14 protein-coding genes are annotated in these 16,114 nt (G+C 46.4%); 10 read left to right on the top strand and 4 right to left on the bottom strand.

All coding sequences use genetic code 11. From position 1 onward, the window contains the following. Positions 1-35 precede the first annotated feature (35 nt). The gene (locus NV381_RS27475) at positions 36-782 is read right to left on the bottom strand and encodes a TraR/DksA C4-type zinc finger protein (protein WP_258216498.1); all 747 of its coding nucleotides are present in this window, start codon (positions 780-782) and stop codon (positions 36-38) included. A gap of 238 nt (positions 783-1,020) precedes the next feature. Between NV381_RS27475 and lspA the strand changes: the two genes are divergently transcribed. From lspA to NV381_RS27450, 5 genes are all read left to right on the top strand, one after another. Beyond that, complete coding sequence (gene lspA, locus NV381_RS27470; protein ID WP_258216497.1) at positions 1,021-1,512, top strand: signal peptidase II; 492 nt, start codon at positions 1,021-1,023, stop codon at positions 1,510-1,512. Positions 1,513-1,516: 4 nt separating this feature from the next. Next, positions 1,517-2,473, top strand: a complete 957-nt coding sequence (locus NV381_RS27465; protein WP_258216496.1) for an RluA family pseudouridine synthase — start codon at positions 1,517-1,519, stop codon at positions 2,471-2,473. A gap of 13 nt (positions 2,474-2,486) precedes the next feature. After that, positions 2,487-3,641: an aminotransferase A gene (locus NV381_RS27460; protein ID WP_258216495.1), complete on the top strand. Its 1,155-nt coding sequence runs from the start codon at positions 2,487-2,489 to the stop codon at positions 3,639-3,641. A gap of 144 nt (positions 3,642-3,785) precedes the next feature. After that, a complete protein-coding gene (locus NV381_RS27455) occupies positions 3,786-4,802 on the top strand; it encodes a nucleotide-binding protein (protein ID WP_258216494.1) in 1,017 nt (338 codons plus the stop codon). Then, positions 4,799-4,960, top strand: a complete 162-nt coding sequence (locus NV381_RS27450; protein ID WP_258216493.1) for a hypothetical protein — start codon at positions 4,799-4,801, stop codon at positions 4,958-4,960. Before NV381_RS27455 ends, NV381_RS27450 begins: the two co-directional genes overlap by 4 nt. A 103-nt stretch (positions 4,961-5,063) precedes the next feature. On the opposite strand, the gene NV381_RS27445 is transcribed toward NV381_RS27450, so the two are convergent. The 3 genes from NV381_RS27445 to dapD form a co-directional block, all read right to left on the bottom strand. Continuing rightward, entirely contained in the window at positions 5,064-5,774 is a 711-nt protein-coding gene (locus NV381_RS27445) for a class I SAM-dependent methyltransferase (protein WP_258216492.1), read from the bottom strand. A 565-nt stretch (positions 5,775-6,339) separates the two neighbouring features. Continuing rightward, a complete protein-coding gene (locus NV381_RS27440; protein ID WP_258216491.1) occupies positions 6,340-7,491 on the bottom strand; it encodes an N-acetyldiaminopimelate deacetylase in 1,152 nt (383 codons plus the stop codon). Between the two features lie 93 nt (positions 7,492-7,584). Next, the gene (gene dapD, locus NV381_RS27435) at positions 7,585-8,295 is read right to left on the bottom strand and encodes a 2,3,4,5-tetrahydropyridine-2,6-dicarboxylate N-acetyltransferase (RefSeq protein ID WP_258216490.1); all 711 of its coding nucleotides are present in this window, start codon (positions 8,293-8,295) and stop codon (positions 7,585-7,587) included. 469 nt (positions 8,296-8,764) lie between these two features. On the opposite strand from dapD, the gene pyrR reads away from it, so the two are divergent. The 5 genes from pyrR to carB all read left to right on the top strand — a co-directional run bounded on the left by pyrR (position 8,765) and on the right by carB (position 16,075). After that, positions 8,765-9,328, top strand: a complete 564-nt coding sequence (gene pyrR / locus NV381_RS27430) for a bifunctional pyr operon transcriptional regulator/uracil phosphoribosyltransferase PyrR (protein WP_258216555.1) — start codon at positions 8,765-8,767, stop codon at positions 9,326-9,328. After that, positions 9,325-10,233, top strand: coding sequence for an aspartate carbamoyltransferase catalytic subunit (locus NV381_RS27425; protein WP_258216489.1), 909 nt, complete (start codon positions 9,325-9,327; stop codon positions 10,231-10,233). Before pyrR ends, NV381_RS27425 begins: the two co-directional genes overlap by 4 nt. Positions 10,234-10,267: 34 nt before the next feature. Continuing rightward, a complete protein-coding gene (locus tag NV381_RS27420) occupies positions 10,268-11,557 on the top strand; it encodes a dihydroorotase (RefSeq protein WP_258216488.1) in 1,290 nt (429 codons plus the stop codon). Positions 11,558-11,685: 128 nt separating this feature from the next. Next, positions 11,686-12,873 carry a carbamoyl phosphate synthase small subunit gene (locus NV381_RS27415; protein ID WP_258216487.1) on the top strand — a complete coding sequence of 396 codons (1,188 nt, stop codon included), beginning with the start codon at positions 11,686-11,688 and terminating at the stop codon, positions 12,871-12,873. Continuing rightward, positions 12,860-16,075, top strand: a complete 3,216-nt coding sequence (carB, locus tag NV381_RS27410; protein WP_258216486.1) for a carbamoyl-phosphate synthase large subunit — start codon at positions 12,860-12,862, stop codon at positions 16,073-16,075. Before NV381_RS27415 ends, carB begins: the two co-directional genes overlap by 14 nt. Positions 16,076-16,114 lie beyond the last annotated feature (39 nt).

Here is a 16,114-nt window from a genome sequence, read left to right as displayed (position 1 = left end):
GAATAATATCGGTATAGCTCAAGGGATTGGGTTTGCTATTGGATTTCGGAATCAGAATCGGGTTCAAGCAAGCCTTCGCCTTCGCCGCTATGCATATAATCATGATAGGCTTGGTTGCGCACAACGGTAACATGCTGACCATACATATCGGTTGCGAGAAAGCTTTCGAAGGATTCAACATAACCGACATGCTCATCGGCTTCAATCTCCATGTCATCGTAATTATTCGAGACGTTCGGATCCTCGGCCATAGCCGGTGTGTTGGAAGTTCCCCAGCTCTCGACGATCTGCCAAGCATCCTCGCCATCGAATTCGGTTTGTTTCGATAGCTCATCCAGGCTGGATCTGCCAAATGGAGGGGCTAGAAGGTCTTCTTCGATTGGGCGGTTATTAGAAGCGTGCGGATCAGGAACATGCTCCATGCAATAAAGCGTTGTTGGGACAGCTTGTAATCGCTCGTAGGGAATGGGGGTACCGCAAGTATTGCAAAGTCCATATTTCCCGTTATCCATACGGTGTAAAGCTTCGGTTACATCAGTAAGGTGCCGCTCCCGGCTTTCATTCAAGGCTATGTCTTTACTACGTTCAAACATTTCGGTTCCGAGATCGGCGGGATGATTGTCATTGGTCGATAATTCTCCGGTTTGAAACCTTAGTGATTCGTTAAGACCAAAGTGGTCATTGGATTCAAGCTTTTCCTCCAGCCATTGCTTCTCTTCCTGCAGAACGGATTTTAAGCCTTGAAGCTGCTGCGAGTTCAGTTGAAGTGGCTGACTGCTCATAGGGAATGCCTCCTTAATAATATCGCAATGCTACTATTTTTTACTCAAACTGTGTTTTTTAAGATAGGAAAATGCTTGCATCATTGTAAAAGAAAAATAAGGCAGGCGTAAAAAACTAAAATTTTTGTTGAAGCCATAAATCAGGTTTATGCTTACCAGGATAGTTTTGCTAAAGCAAAACTAAGTTAATGCTTACGATGCTGATTTCGCTCATGCGAAACCCTTAGGAGATGAAACGTTGAGATATTACATATATGCACTGTTTGTGCTGCTGTTGGATCAGGTGACCAAATGGGCGATCGTCAAAAATCTGATGCTGGGTGAATCGCGACCGGTAATAGGTGAATTTTTCCAAATTACATCTCATCGCAATCGAGGAGCTGCTTTCGGGATTTTGCAGGATCAACGTTGGTTTTTCATTGTTATAACTCTTGTAGTTGTAAGTGGAATTGTTTGGTATTTGCGTAAAACGTTCAGAGAAGGGCGCAAGCTTCTGCCGTTTGCATTAAGCTTGCTGCTTGGCGGAGCCATTGGCAATTTTGTTGATCGTGCTTTGTTCGGAGAGGTCGTTGATTTCCTGCAGTTCCGTTTTCAATTTAATTGGTTTGGCAGTCCTGTGGATTATACTTACCCTATTTTCAATATCGCGGATTCGGCAATTGTCGTAGGGGTAATTTTGATTTTTGTTGATTCTTTAATCACCTGGAGAAATGAGAAAAGAGGCGCGTAAACGAATGGCGGCATCAGAACAAGAAGGTTTCGACAATTTGGACAATCTAAAAGAATGGGTTGCAGAAACGGAAGACAGCGGGGAACGGATTGATAAATTCATAACAGAGTCACTGGATGAGGATATATCTCGTACACAGGTCCAGCAATGGATAAAGGAAGGTCATATAACGGTGAACGGTGCTTCTGTAAAAGCTAACTATAAGCTGATCGAAGGAGACCGCTTGGCTTTGGTAATTCCTGTACCGGAGGAGTTGAATCTGACTCCTGAAGCAATACCGTTGGAGGTAGTGTATGAGGATTCCGATCTAATTGTTGTGAATAAACCTCGCGGTCTTGTCGTTCATCCGGCACCGGGACATTATAGCGGCACATTGGTTAATGCGCTGCTTCATCACTGCAAGGATTTATCGGGAATCAATGGCATCATGAGACCGGGTATCGTGCATCGTATCGATAAAGATACCTCGGGGCTGCTGATGGCTGCGAAGAATGATCTGGCCCACACATCGTTGGCAGAGCAGTTAAAGTTGCATACAGTGAACCGCAAATATATTGCAGTTGTACATGGCAATGTTGCGCATGAGCACGGTACTATCGATGCACCGATCGGAAGGGATCCGCATGATCGTAAGCTATATACGGTTACAGAGCGAAATAGCAAGCACGCTGTAACTCATTTTGTTGTATTGGAGCGTTATGGCGATTACACGCTGATGGAGCTGAAGCTCGAAACGGGCAGGACGCATCAAATCCGCGTCCATATGAAGTTTATCGGTCACCCGCTAGCCGGTGATCCGGCCTATGGCCCGTCACGCAGCAAAAGTATGACGATAGAAGGGCAAGCGCTGCACGCGGCTGTGCTCGGCTTCAAGCATCCGCGAACAGGGGAGCAGCTTCAGTTCGAAGCTCCTCTGCCAGAAGACATGCAGCATTTGACACATGTCCTAAAAAATCGATAAGGATGATGCGGAAATGGAACATTTAGTTAATCCTAGAGTAAAGGATATTCAAATCTCGGGTATCCGCAAAATTTCCAACCTGGTCAGTACCTATAAAGATGCGTTGACATTAACGATCGGCCAACCGGATTTTCCGACGCCAGATCATATTATGAAAGCGGCTCATGCTGCAATAGATGCTCATAAAACAACCTATACACCAAACCCGGGAATGCTGGAGCTGCGTCAAGCCGCTTCGGCATTCGTTAAAGGGAAATACGGATTGGAATATCGACCCGAATCGGAGGTAATCGTTACCTCGGGAGCCAGCCAGGCTCTGGACATCACGCTGCGTACTATTTTGGAGGAAGGCTCTGAGGTAATATTGCCTGGTCCTATTTATCCTGGGTATGAGCCTTTAGTTCGTTTGTGCGGTGGGGTCCCGGTATACGCTGATACGCGTAATAATGGATTTAAGCTTACAGCAGAGCTGCTGGAGCCTCATATTACGGAAAAAACGCGCTGCATTATTTTATGCTATCCCTCGAATCCTACCGGCCGCGTGTTGAGTAAGGAAGAACTGGCGGATATCGCAAAATTGCTGGAAAACAAATCAATATTCGTCATATCTGATGAGATCTACAGCGAACTTATTTATGGTCAGCCTCATGTATCATTGGCATCTTATCCCGGTATGCGCGAGAAAACGATTGTCATTAACGGGTTGTCCAAATCCCATTCCATGACAGGCTGGCGGATAGGCTTTACTTTTGCTCCAGAAGAGATCACACAGCATATGGTTAAGGTGCATCAATACAATGTAACTTGTGCCAGCTCGATTAGCCAATATGCAGCTCTGGAGGCATTAACGAATGGTGTAGACGACGCGCTGCCAATGAAGGAAGCGTATGTTCAGCGCAGAGATTTCGTATACAAGCGGCTATTAGATATGGGATTTGAACTGGAGAAGCCAGAAGGTGCCTTCTATTTGTTTCCCTCCATTGAGAAGTTTAAGCTATCATCCATGGATTTTACAATGAAGCTGTTGGAAGAACAGAAGGTCGCGGTTGTACCGGGGGATGCATTCTCGATATACGGAGAAGGCTATATTCGAATCTCCTATGCTTATGGAATGGATATATTGGAAAAAGCGACGGAGCGTCTGGAAATGTTTGTACGTAAGCTGTAAACTCCTTTAATAAATTATTATTAAGATTGAAAAAGCTCCTTAATACCTCCTTGTAGATGGGTATGAGGGGCTTTTTCTCGTAAAAAGCTAGCTTTTTTAGTATAGTAAAAGGAAATGATTTCCTTAGGAGAGGAGGCATGTGCTGTGAATAAACCTCGGGTCTTCATTGGATCGGCAAGAGAATCCATTCCTCTTGTTACAGCCATTCATCAACAATTGAGCTACTACACAGAGGTCACTCCATGGTCAGCCGAAGTTTTTAAAGCAAACAAATACCCGATGGAAGATCTTGAGGAGCAGCTAGAGAATACGGATTTCGCGGTATTTGTGTTTTCGGCTGATGATATCGTTTACATGAGGGAGCAAATTTATTTATCTCCCCGAGATAATACGATTTTTGAAATGGGAATGTTTTGGGGGAGATTAAAGAGGAAACGGGTCTTTTTCTTGGTCCCTAATCTGGTTCCCTTGCATAAGAATGGTATAGATATCAATGAGTTTCATATTCCTTCCGATCTGTTTGGGCTCACCCTTTTGAAATATGAGATTCGTTCCGATAAAAATTACTCGGCAGCTGTTAATGTGGCGTGTGCTGAAATTATAAGGAATATTGAGGAGCTGGGCTTGTTTAGAGATCCTGTAAAACAGCTTGAAGCCGCTAGAATTGAGATCGATAGGAAGCAGCAAATTCTGCACTTTTTTATAGAGTTTATTGACATTCAAAAGCTAAATGAACTAAATAAGTTTGAAAAGCTGTATGAAGCGTTTCGAAATGCCTATGATCCCACCGCTTTAAAGGGCTTTAAAGTAAGGGGAGTATCCGTATGGAACGTGGAGGGAAGCGATGGGCTGCGGCAAGTTGCCGGCAATGTCGGAAAGGGAAGATTTTATAACATAGGAGCCAACGATGCCAAACAAGCGGGTGAGCAAAGGATAGGGGTTCTGGATGCTTACCTAAACAGTAAAGTACAGTTTTTTCTATATAGGCAGCATGTTGCTTATGAGTACTTACTGTGTTATCCTGTAGACAAGAAACTTGTATTGACCGTACATCTCACAGGTCCTACTGCCGTCGGTCAGGATGATCTTAATAAAGTGTATGAGGATAATGAGGATTTAATGGGAACGGTTAATTATCTTTTTGGAGGGGATTCTGTATGAGCAAACTATATCCGGATAAGAATAAATCGGGTGGCCGTGTTCCTGCCGTGAAGTCCCACTTTGTTGTCGCTCCGTCGGTTGTTGGAGGGGCAGATAAAGAATATACAATAGTGTTTGAAAAGAAAGCTACATATAAAAAGCCGTCCTTTGCAAGATAGGCTGATATAGATCGTTATTAACAACAACCACTGTTTACAGTGGTTGTTGTTTTTTCTTCGACCAAGTGAGCGTAGTCGCCATTCAACCTATTCGTTGTTGGGCTTAGCACTGCTTTTGAAAAAGTGCTGTCCACAGGAAGGATTCCCCGAAAAGGGGATTAGGCTGTACCTGCCGGATCATACGTCGCAGCTCTACAACCTGAAAATCATGGAATAGCGTACGGAGCTTCTGTTCGGTATACCCTAATCCTACCTTTAAGCTGCGTAAACGGTATACCTCCCAATCCGTAATCTGTGCTCCTTGTTCACCATACACAAAGCAAGTTAAGCCGAAGCAGCCTCCGGGCTTCAACGTTTTACGGATCATATCGATGTAAGAAATTCTGCGATGCGGAGCGATATGATGTAAGCAGCCGCTGTCATAAATGAGATCATAGCTGTTCGGAGTAAAGGTCATATCGAATACATTGGCACAATGAAAACGTACATTTACATCTAGGCTCGATGCTCTTTCCTTAGCCCAAGTCAAGGCTTCCTGCGATAAGTCTACGGCATCGACTTCACAGCCCTTTTGAGCCATATAGATCGCATTGCGGCCAGGGCCGCAGCCAAGCTCAAGCACTCGGCCCGGAATTAGAGTATTGCTGTCAAAGTACTGCACCAGATTCTCGTCAGGAGCGTTTACAAAGAAAGGAATTCCTTTCTCCCGGTCGGAATAAAATTCATTCCACCACGGCGCCGCTTCGCGCAGCAAAGAATCGAGCATTTTATTAACGTCCTCGGAATTATAGATAGATTCAGTTGGTTCGATCATACAGCCCTCTCCTTTCTTGCGTTTTTCTGGGAAGAATAATGATCCTTCATGAATATATTATTCAAGCTGAAGGTTGATTTTCCTATGAATTCGGGTGATAGAAGTTTCAGATCGGTGCTAGCTGAAGCTGTATTCAGAAGTGCAGGAGTTGGATTGGAAATAGGCTGTAGTGGCCATAAAAGGGGGAGGCTTGAAGGAAAGCGAGACAGAAAGGGATAACAAGAGTTAGCCCTAAGCCTTCTCTACTGGGCTGTGCAGAGTGTATAAATAAGTGGAGATCAAAACTCAGCCTATAAATATTTTTGATAACTGATATTGCAATTAAACCTACAGATGAATCGAGGTCACTAATCCTTGGAAGGCCTGAGTAGAGGAAAGAGGATTGCCTGTCCTATTCGGTGCTTTCCTAATATTACGGATAGCGGGGAAGTAGCCAAGTGCTCTAAAGGTTCTGAATGGATTTGAAAATTCCGCTATTCATGAAGAATAATGGCAAGTACAACGCAAAAAAATAGAGAGGTAACGGAAGCCGCAGTTCCGTTATCTCTCTGTTTTTCGTATTTGTTTATTTGTTTGATTCCGATTTCCAAGAAATATATTCGCTAATCAGATTAATCGCCAGATCGATGGCATGCTCATTAGGCTCGATTTTGGCGTGATGAAGTCCATAGGGTGTATCGACACCGAGCCAGAACATGAACCCGGGGATGTTGGCGAGAAAATATCCGAAATCTTCACCTGTCATCGCCTCCGTACATTCGATCAGCTTCATGGAGCTTGATTCCTGGACCCAGTCCATAAATTCGCGAGTGGTTTCAGCATGATTGAACACTTGGCGGTAATTGGCGCCATAATCGATATCAACCTTGCAGTTAAAGGAAGTCTCCATTCCTGCAGTCAATGCTTCGATACGTGATTTAATCAGCGTCATAGTATCAGCGGAAAGGGTGCGTATAGTTCCCTCCAAGCGGGCTTTCTCTGCGATGATGTTCTGTTTCGTACCGCCTTCGATTTTACCAATCGTAATAACCGCGGAATCAAGTGGATTGATATTGCGGGAAATAATCGTTTGCAGCTGTGAAACAAGCTGGCAGGCAGTAATAACCATGTCATTGGCCAAATGGGGGAAGGCAGCATGGCCGCCTTTACCGGTAAGATCAATAAACAGCTCGGATGTATTTGCAAACAAAATCCCTGGCTTCGTTGCAATCGTTCCAACAGGGTATTCCGGTGCAATGTGGAGAGCTATGATCTGATCAGGCATCCAATCCTGCAGCTCCTCGGATTCCAGCATAGGCTGAGCTCCGCCTGGACCTTCCTCCGCGGGTTGAAATATAAACGTAATATGGTCTTTAATGGGCTGCTTCACGAAATGGGTAAGTACGCCAAGTCCAATTGACATATGAACATCATGTCCGCAGGCATGCATAAAGCCGGGATGAGTGGAGCGGAATTCATAGCTCGTGTCTTCAGTAATTGGCAGTCCGTCCATATCAGCGCGATAGCCAAAACGGCGCGTAGGGGAGGTGCCTTTTACATTTACAAGAATGCCCGTTCTCCATGTTCGAACTTCAATTCGTTCTTGAGGCAGCTTCTGAATATAATCCAGCAGAAATTGCTGGGTCTTGAATTCGGCAAAGCCGGGTTCAGGTATTTGGTGCAGCTCTCTGCGAATAGCCGCAAAAGGACTAATAGCTTCTGGTGTACTCGGGGTCATCGGAAATTGCTCCTCTCACTCGTATTGTTGAAACTTACAAAAAAGGCCCGGCGACGTTCGCCGAGCCGTACTTGTAATCAATAACCGTAAGCCTTACAGGGTACGCAGGTCCATCAAGATTTCAGTCTTGGACTTGGTTTTGGCATCTACGTTTTTAATAACGCGTGCGGGTGCTCCTGCAACAACGGTATACTCAGGAACATCTTGAGTAACAATAGCGCCGGCAGCAACAACTGAGCCTTTACCAACGCGTACGCCTTCAAGAATAACCGCATTGGCTCCGATAAGAACATCATCTTCGATAACGACAGGTTGAGCGGATGGAGGCTCAATAACGCCTGCAACTACAGAACCGGCACCGATATGGCACATGCTGCCGATTTGTGCGCGTCCACCGACTACAACGTTCATATCGATCATAGTGCCTGAACCGATTGATGCTCCGATGTTGATGGATGCACCCATCATGATGATGGCATTGTCTCCGATGGAAACTTTGTCACGGATGATGGAGCCTGGTTCGATGCGTGCGTTGATGTTTTTCAGATCCAGTGTAGGAATAGCCGAGTTGCGACGGTCATTCTCTACTACATAATCTTCTACGCGGCTTTGGTTTTCGTCTAGTACACTTTTAACTTCTGTCCATTCGCCGAACAAGACGCCGCTTTTACCGGAGATAAAGGATTGGATGGAAGAGCCGAAATCAATTGCTTCTAAGTCGCCTTTCACATATACTTTCACCGGTGTTTTCTTGGTGCTGGTTTTAATAAAATTAATAATTTCTTGCGTATTCATTTCTGACATGCAAAATTCCAACTCCTTATGTAAATTACCGCGTACGGATAAGCCCGGACACTGGCGAAACATTCTTTATTCTTTATAGCACAAAACCTATGTTCTAGCAATGTTCGAACTGACAGGCATCGACAAAACAGCGACAATCCTATTGACATCAGTTGTCGAACATGGGATAATGCTTGTAATCGAATAGCACCTTTAAGAACAGTCCAGAGAGGCTGGCAAGGTGAACGAATGGTAGAAGCGGATTTTCCGGAGGGATCGAGTCTGAGTCAGGCTCAATTTCTCCGCATCCGGATCTCTCGTTATGTCCGCAAACCTTGCCCAATGGCAAGGTTTTTTTTGATTGATAAGACAGTGGATATCAAGAGCCCCCGAATGTATCAGGAATAAGCCGCGATGGCTTAGCTTCACTCTTGGGGGATGATTATATGTCAAACCTAATAACAGGGGGTCGATGACCTTGTCTCATGAAGTGGAACAGCACGAGCATGTGCTAATGGATGCAACGGGAGTGCGGCGCGCATTAACTCGGATAGCCCATGAAATTTTGGAGAAGAACAAAGGATTTGAAAACTGCATGCTGATCGGTGTACGCACCCGGGGCATTTACCTTGCCAACCGGATTGCCGAGCTGATCCTGGATATCGAGAATGTTCCTGCACCTGTAAGAGAAATAGATGTTACCCATTATCGCGATGACAGATCAGGCAGGCCCGAGAAGAAATTCAAATTGCAAGCTGAGTCCGCTGAATCGCCAATGGATATTCATAATAAGAAGCTCATTTTATTCGATGATGTACTTTATACAGGAAGAACCGTAAGGGCGGCAATGGACGCTCTAATGGATCTTGGCAGACCGCAGATCATTCAATTGGCGGTTCTGGTAGACAGAGGGCATAGGGAGCTTCCGATCCGTCCGGACTATGTAGGGAAGAACATACCGACATCCCGGATGGAGTCGATTGAAGTTCAGCTTAATGAAGTGGATGGAGTCGATCAAGTCGTAATTACGCAGCAGAGGAGGCACAACGGATGACACAGCTGAAGGTCGTATCAGAGAAGCATTTGTTAGGCACCAAAGGGATGAGCGCACAAGAAATTACATCGATACTTGATCGCGCCGCTTATTGGGAACAATATCCCGTAAAGCTGTCGAATCACTTACAAGGCCGGTTTGTGGCTAATATGTTTTTTGAAAACAGCACGAGAACGAGGTTTTCTTTTGAAGTCGCTGAGAAACGTCTTGGCGCTGAGGTATTAAACTTTGCAGCGGCAGCCTCCAGTGTGCAAAAAGGCGAGTCCATCTATGACACAGTGAAAACGTTGGAGTCGATGGGAATCGATGCCGGTGTCATCCGGATGAAGCCTAACGGACTGTTGGCTGAGCTTGCTCAGAATGTTAAAGTGCCGCTAATTAATGCGGGTGATGGAAACAGTGAGCATCCAACTCAGGCGCTGCTTGATCTGTATACGATGCGCAAGCATTTCGGCGAACTTCGCGGCTTGAACGTCTCCATCATTGGCGATATCCAACACAGCCGCGTAGCACGCTCGAACTTGTGGGCACTTCAGGCAGTTGGCGCCAAGGTAAGCTTCTGCGCTCCGGAAAGCATGCAGGCACCGGAATTGGCCGCTTATGCCCCTTACATCAAGATGGAAGAGGCTGTGAAAGCTGATGTCGTTATGATGCTGCGAGTACAGCTGGAGCGGCATGAGGAGAGTGTATTCAAGTCAACCGAGGAATACCGGGAGGCTTATGGGTTGACTGTCAAACGTGAAGCAGCAATGTCTCCGCATGCGATTATCATGCATCCGGCGCCGGTTAACCGGGATGTAGAAATTGATGATGTGCTTGTTGAATGCGGACGGTCCAAAATTTTTGAGCAAATGAGCCATGGTGTGCCAATTCGTATGGCCGTTATCGAGCGGGCCCTAAACTAATAAACCTAATACATATCATAGCAGGGAGGCTATTATGGGAATTTGGATCATAAATGCACAAGTTGTTGCAGCAGGCAATGAGTTATCGAAAAAACATATTTTGCTGGAAGGCAATACTATAGAAAAAATGATAGACGCTGCAGGCGCGCTGCCTGAGACAGCCGGACATACTGTCATCGACGCTGCCGGAAAGCTTGTAACGCCCGGATTGATCGATATGCATGTGCATTTGCGTGAGCCGGGCTTTGAGCACAAGGAAACGATCGCGAGCGGAACCCGCTCAGCGGCGCGCGGCGGCTTCACAACGATCGCCTGCATGCCGAATACACGTCCGGTTATCGATACGGTAGAAACGGTGAAATATGTGTTGGACAAGGCTGAAACCGAAGGCATTGTTCGTGTGCTGCCCTATGGCTGCATCACCAAAAACGAGCTGGGTCGCGAGTTGACGGATTTTGACGCATTGAAGCAAGCGGGAGCAATCGGCTTTACAGACGACGGCGTAGGCGTGCAAAGCGCGCAAATGATGAAGGATGCAATGGCCAAAGCCGCATCCATCGGGCTGCCGATTATCGCGCACTGCGAAGATAATACGCTGGTTGAAGGCGCTTGGGCGAGCGAAGGCGAATTTTCCCGGAAGCATGGCCTGAAAGCTATTCCGAATGAATCGGAAGCGATCCATGTAGGCCGCGATGTGCTGCTTGCAGAAGCGACAGGCGTACATTACCATGTGTGCCATGTCAGTACCGAGCAGTCAGTTCGCTTGATCCGCCATGCTAAGCAGTTCGGAATTAAAGTTACAGCAGAGGTATGCCCGCATCATTTGCTGCTGTCGGATGAAGATATCCCTGGCTTGGACGACGCTAACTGGAAGATGAACCCACCGCTTCGTACTCCTAAGGATGTACAAGCATGTATCGAAGGCTTGCTGGATGGCACCATCGATATCTTGGTAACGGACCATGCTCCTCACAGCGAAGAAGAGAAAGCCAAAGGCGTTAATCTCGCTCCGTTTGGCATCGTCGGATTTGAGACGGCGTTCCCGCTTCTGTACACAAAGTTTATAGCAACAGGACAATGGACACTACAATTCCTGGTAGACAAAATGACTTCGCTGCCGGCTCAAGTTTTTGGCTTGCCTCTGGGTACCTTGGAAGTAGGCAAAGAGGCGGATATCACCATAATTGATCTGAATACGGAAAAAGCAGTGGACCCTGCGGAATTTGCTTCAAAAGGTCGCAACACACCGTTTATTGGCTGGAATTTGAAAGGATGGCCGACTCATACGATAGTGGGCGGTCAAGTGGTCTGGTCAGAATCTTGATTAAATAGACAGCGGCAGGCTAAATCTTACTGAATCTAGGTTCGTCTAACATTTTACACATAGATAAGTTTTATGCAGATGTTGGTACTACATTAATAGTTCTTCACACTGATAAGGAGTTGAATGGCATGCAGGCAAGATTATTGTTGGAGGACGGTACGTTATTTACCGGAAAATCATTCGGAAGTGAAGGCGACTCGGTTGGCGAGGTCGTTTTTAATACAGGAATTACAGGATACCAAGAGGTACTATCAGACCCGTCTTACTGTGGACAAATTGTAACAATGACATACCCGCTTATCGGAAACTACGGTATCGCACGTGATGATTTTGAAGCAATTCGTCCATTTATTCACGGTTTTGTAGTGCGCCAGCACGAAACGGTACCAAGCAACTGGAGAGCGGAGTACTCCCTCGACAGCCTGCTTAAGGAATACGGTATTATCGGGATCAGCGATATCGACACAAGAATGCTGACTCGCCGAATTCGTCACCATGGGGTTATGAAAGGTCTGCTGACAACCTCTAACAAGAGAGTCGAAGAGCTGCTGGAGCAGTTGACCGGCAGTACACTAATGACAGATCAAGTATCAAGAGTTTCCACTAAGAGCGTATTTAGCGCCCCTGGTACTAAAGAGCGCGTTGTCCTGGTTGACTTCGGTTCGAAAAGTGGAATTCTGCGTGATCTTACAAAGCGCGGCTGTGATGTTGTAGTAGTTCCGCATGACGCTACGGCTGATCAAATTCGTCGCTTGGCGCCAGACGGTATTCTGTTGTCCAATGGTCCTGGGGATCCCAAGGATGTTCCACAAGCAGTTAAAATGATTGCTGACCTTTTGGGCGAATTCCCAATCTTCGGCATCTGCCTTGGACATCAGCTGTTTGCACTTGCATGCGGAGCCGATACCGACAAGCTGAAATTCGGTCACCGTGGCGGTAACCATCCGGTTAAAGATTTGCAAAGCAACCGCTGCTATATTACTTCACAAAACCACGGCTACACAGTAAAAGATGACTCAATTGCTGGTACTGAGCTTGAAGTTACACACATCAACAACAACGACAGCACCATCGAGGGATTAAAGCATAAGAAGCACCCTGCATTCTCAGTCCAATATCATCCGGAAGCGGCTCCGGGGCCTTTTGACTCCAGCTACTTGTTCGATGATTTTATCTCAATGATCCGTCAGCACAAGCAAAATAACCCGCAGTTGCCTAAACAGGCTCAAATTTCTGCAGCTTCCAAGCTTGCAGCTCTTACAGCCGGCTCAGTCACCCCTGCATCGAAAGGAGAGCTTCACTATGCCAAAAAATAATAGCCTCAAAAAAATATTGGTTATCGGTTCCGGTCCGATTGTTATCGGGCAAGCAGCCGAGTTTGACTATGCGGGAACTCAAGCCTGCCAGGCTCTAAAAGAAGAGGGCATGGAGGTTGTACTGATCAACAGCAATCCTGCTACGATCATGACCGACACGAACATGGCTGACAAAGTATATATCGAACCTATTACACTTGAGTTTGTAACTCAAATTATTCGTCAAGAGCGTCCCGATGGCTTACTGCCAACCCTGGGCGGCCAAACAGGCTTGAACATGGCTGTTGAGCTGGCTCGTGCAGGCGTGCTTGAGCGTGAGAACGTGAAGCTGCTTGGAACTCAGCTTACAGCGATTGAAAAGGCTGAAGATCGCGATCTGTTCCGTGATCTGATGAGAGAGCTGGAGCAACCGGTACCGGATAGCGTTATCGTTACAACAATAGATGCTGCGGTTGATTTTGCCAACGAGATTGGCTATCCGATCATCGTTCGTCCTGCTTATACGCTGGGAGGAACTGGCGGCGGTATTTGTGCTAATGAAGATGAATTGCTGGAGACGGTAGCTTCTGGTATCCGCTACAGCCCGATTGGACAGTGCTTGATTGAGAAAAGCATTGCAGGTATGAAAGAAGTCGAGTATGAGGTTATGCGTGATGCTAACGACAACTGTATCGTTGTTTGCAACATGGAAAACTTTGACCCGGTTGGCGTACATACGGGCGACAGCATAGTTGTGGCTCCTAGCCAGACGCTTTCTGACCGTGAGTATCAAATGCTTCGTTCCGCATCTTTGAAAATTATTCGTGCCCTGAATATCGAAGGCGGCTGTAACGTTCAGTTTGCTCTGGATCCATTCAGCTTTCAATACTATGTAATTGAAGTAAATCCACGTGTAAGCCGTTCTTCGGCGCTGGCTTCCAAAGCAACCGGTTATCCAATCGCCAAGATGGCAGCCAAAATTGCCATTGGTTACACGCTTGATGAAATCGTCAACCCTGTTACAGGGCAAACATATGCATGCTTTGAGCCGACGTTGGATTACATTGTATCCAAAATCCCGCGCTGGCCATTCGATAAATTTACTGCAGCGAACCGTAAGCTTGGCACACAGATGAAAGCAACGGGCGAGGTTATGGCGATTGGCCGTACCTTCGAGGAATCGATTCATAAAGCAATACGTTCTCTTGAGATCGGCGTTCACCGCTTGTTCTTGAAAGAAACGGATTTGTTGGATAAAGACACGCTTGAAACACGTTTGATCAAGCCGGATGATGAGCGTATGTTCCTGATCGCGGAAGCATTCCGCCGCGGGTACACATTGCAGCAAATCCAGGATTTGACTAAAATCGACTGGTGGTTCCTAAGCAAGCTGGAAGGCATGATCCATTTTGAGGAGCAGTTGATTCAACCTGAATTAACTGAGGAATTGCTGCGTGAAGCAAAGCGCAAAGGCTTCACAGACCGTGCAATTGCTGAAGTTCGCAGTGCTGCAAACAGCGGCTTAAGCTTTACTCAGGAAGCTGAGATTCGCGCACACCGTTTAAGCATTGGATTGAAGCCAGTGTATAAGATGGTTGATACTTGTGCAGCTGAGTTTGAAGCGACTACACCTTATTATTACTCAACCTATGAAACCGAAGATGAAGTTAAAGAAACAACGAAGCAAAAGGTTGTCGTACTCGGCTCCGGACCGATCCGTATCGGACAAGGCATCGAGTTTGACTACTCGACTGTGCATGCAGTATGGGCTATCCAGGCAGCTGGGTATGAGGCTGTTATTATCAATAACAATCCGGAGACTGTGTCTACAGATTTTAACACCTCGGATCGCTTGTACTTCGAGCCGCTTTTCTTCGAGGATGTAATGAACGTTATCGAGCGTGAGCAGCCAATCGGCGTAATCGTTCAATTCGGCGGACAAACGGCTATTAATCTGGCTGCACCTCTCTCTAAAGCGGGAGTACGCATTCTGGGTACCGATCTTGAGAATATAGATGCTGCTGAGGATCGTAAAAAGTTTGAAGCCTTACTGCGTGGCTTAGATGTTGCACAGCCTCCAGGCGGAACCGTAACCTCTGTCGATCAAGCAGCTGGTATGGCGGCTAACTTCGGTTATCCGGTACTGGTTCGTCCTTCCTATGTACTAGGCGGCCGCGCAATGGAAATCGTCTATTCCGATGAAGAGCTGTTGAGCTACATGGAGTATGCGGTCAAAATCAATCCGGAGCATCCGGTACTGATCGACCGTTATATGCTTGGTAAAGAAGTGGAAGTTGATGCTATCTGCGATAAAGAAACGGTATTGATCCCGGGAATTATGGAGCATGTTGAAAGAGCGGGCGTTCACTCCGGCGACTCTATCGCTGTATATCCTCCGCAGTCTGTTTCTGAAGAGCTTAAACAGCAGATTATCGATATTACAGTAAAAATAGCAAGAGGCTTGCAAGTGGTAGGTCTGGTGAACATCCAGTTCGTCATCTATCAAGACCAGGCTTATGTAATCGAGGTTAACCCGCGTTCTTCCAGAACGGTGCCTTTCTTAAGCAAAGTAACAAAAATTCCAATGGCTAATGCGGCGACTCGGGTAATTTTGGGTGAAAAGCTGGCTGATATGGGCTATCAAACCGGATTGTGGCCGGAAGATGAGTTTGTTTCTGTAAAAGTACCGGTGTTCTCCTTTGCCAAATTACGCCGTGTAGATACAACCTTGGGGCCTGAGATGAAATCAACTGGTGAAGTAATGGGCCGCGATGAGAACTTTGCCAAAGCCTTATATAAAGGATTAATCGGCTCTGGCATGAAGATTCCACCAACCGGATCGATCATTGCTACAGTTGCTGATAAAGATAAAGAGGAAGCTATCGAAATTTTAACCGGGTTCTACAAGCTTGGATACAAAATCGTTGCAACAGGCGGAACAGCCAAAGCTTTAGAAGAAGCAGGCATTCGTGTCACAACGGTTAACAAGCTGAGCGAAGGCTCACCTAACATTCTTGACTTGATTCGTAATGGGGAAGCGCACTTTGTTGTGAACACGCTGACCAAAGGTAAAGCACCGGAGCGTGACGGCTTCAGAATTCGTCGTGAAGCGGTAGAAAACGGGATTGTGTGCATGACATCCCTGGATACAGTTAGAGCTCTCTGGCATATGCTTGAGGCCATTAACTTCCAATCGAGACCGATGCCTGCGCAGCATATATAAGTGATAACCTGCCTTGCTGTGCTTGAGGTAATGGTTGCG

Origin of the sequence: Paenibacillus radicis (ex Xue et al. 2023), from assembly GCF_024722015.1 — a bacterium.
Classification (GTDB): domain Bacteria; phylum Bacillota; class Bacilli; order Paenibacillales; family NBRC-103111; genus Paenibacillus_S.
This window is presented reverse-complemented; position numbering and strand designations above follow the sequence as displayed.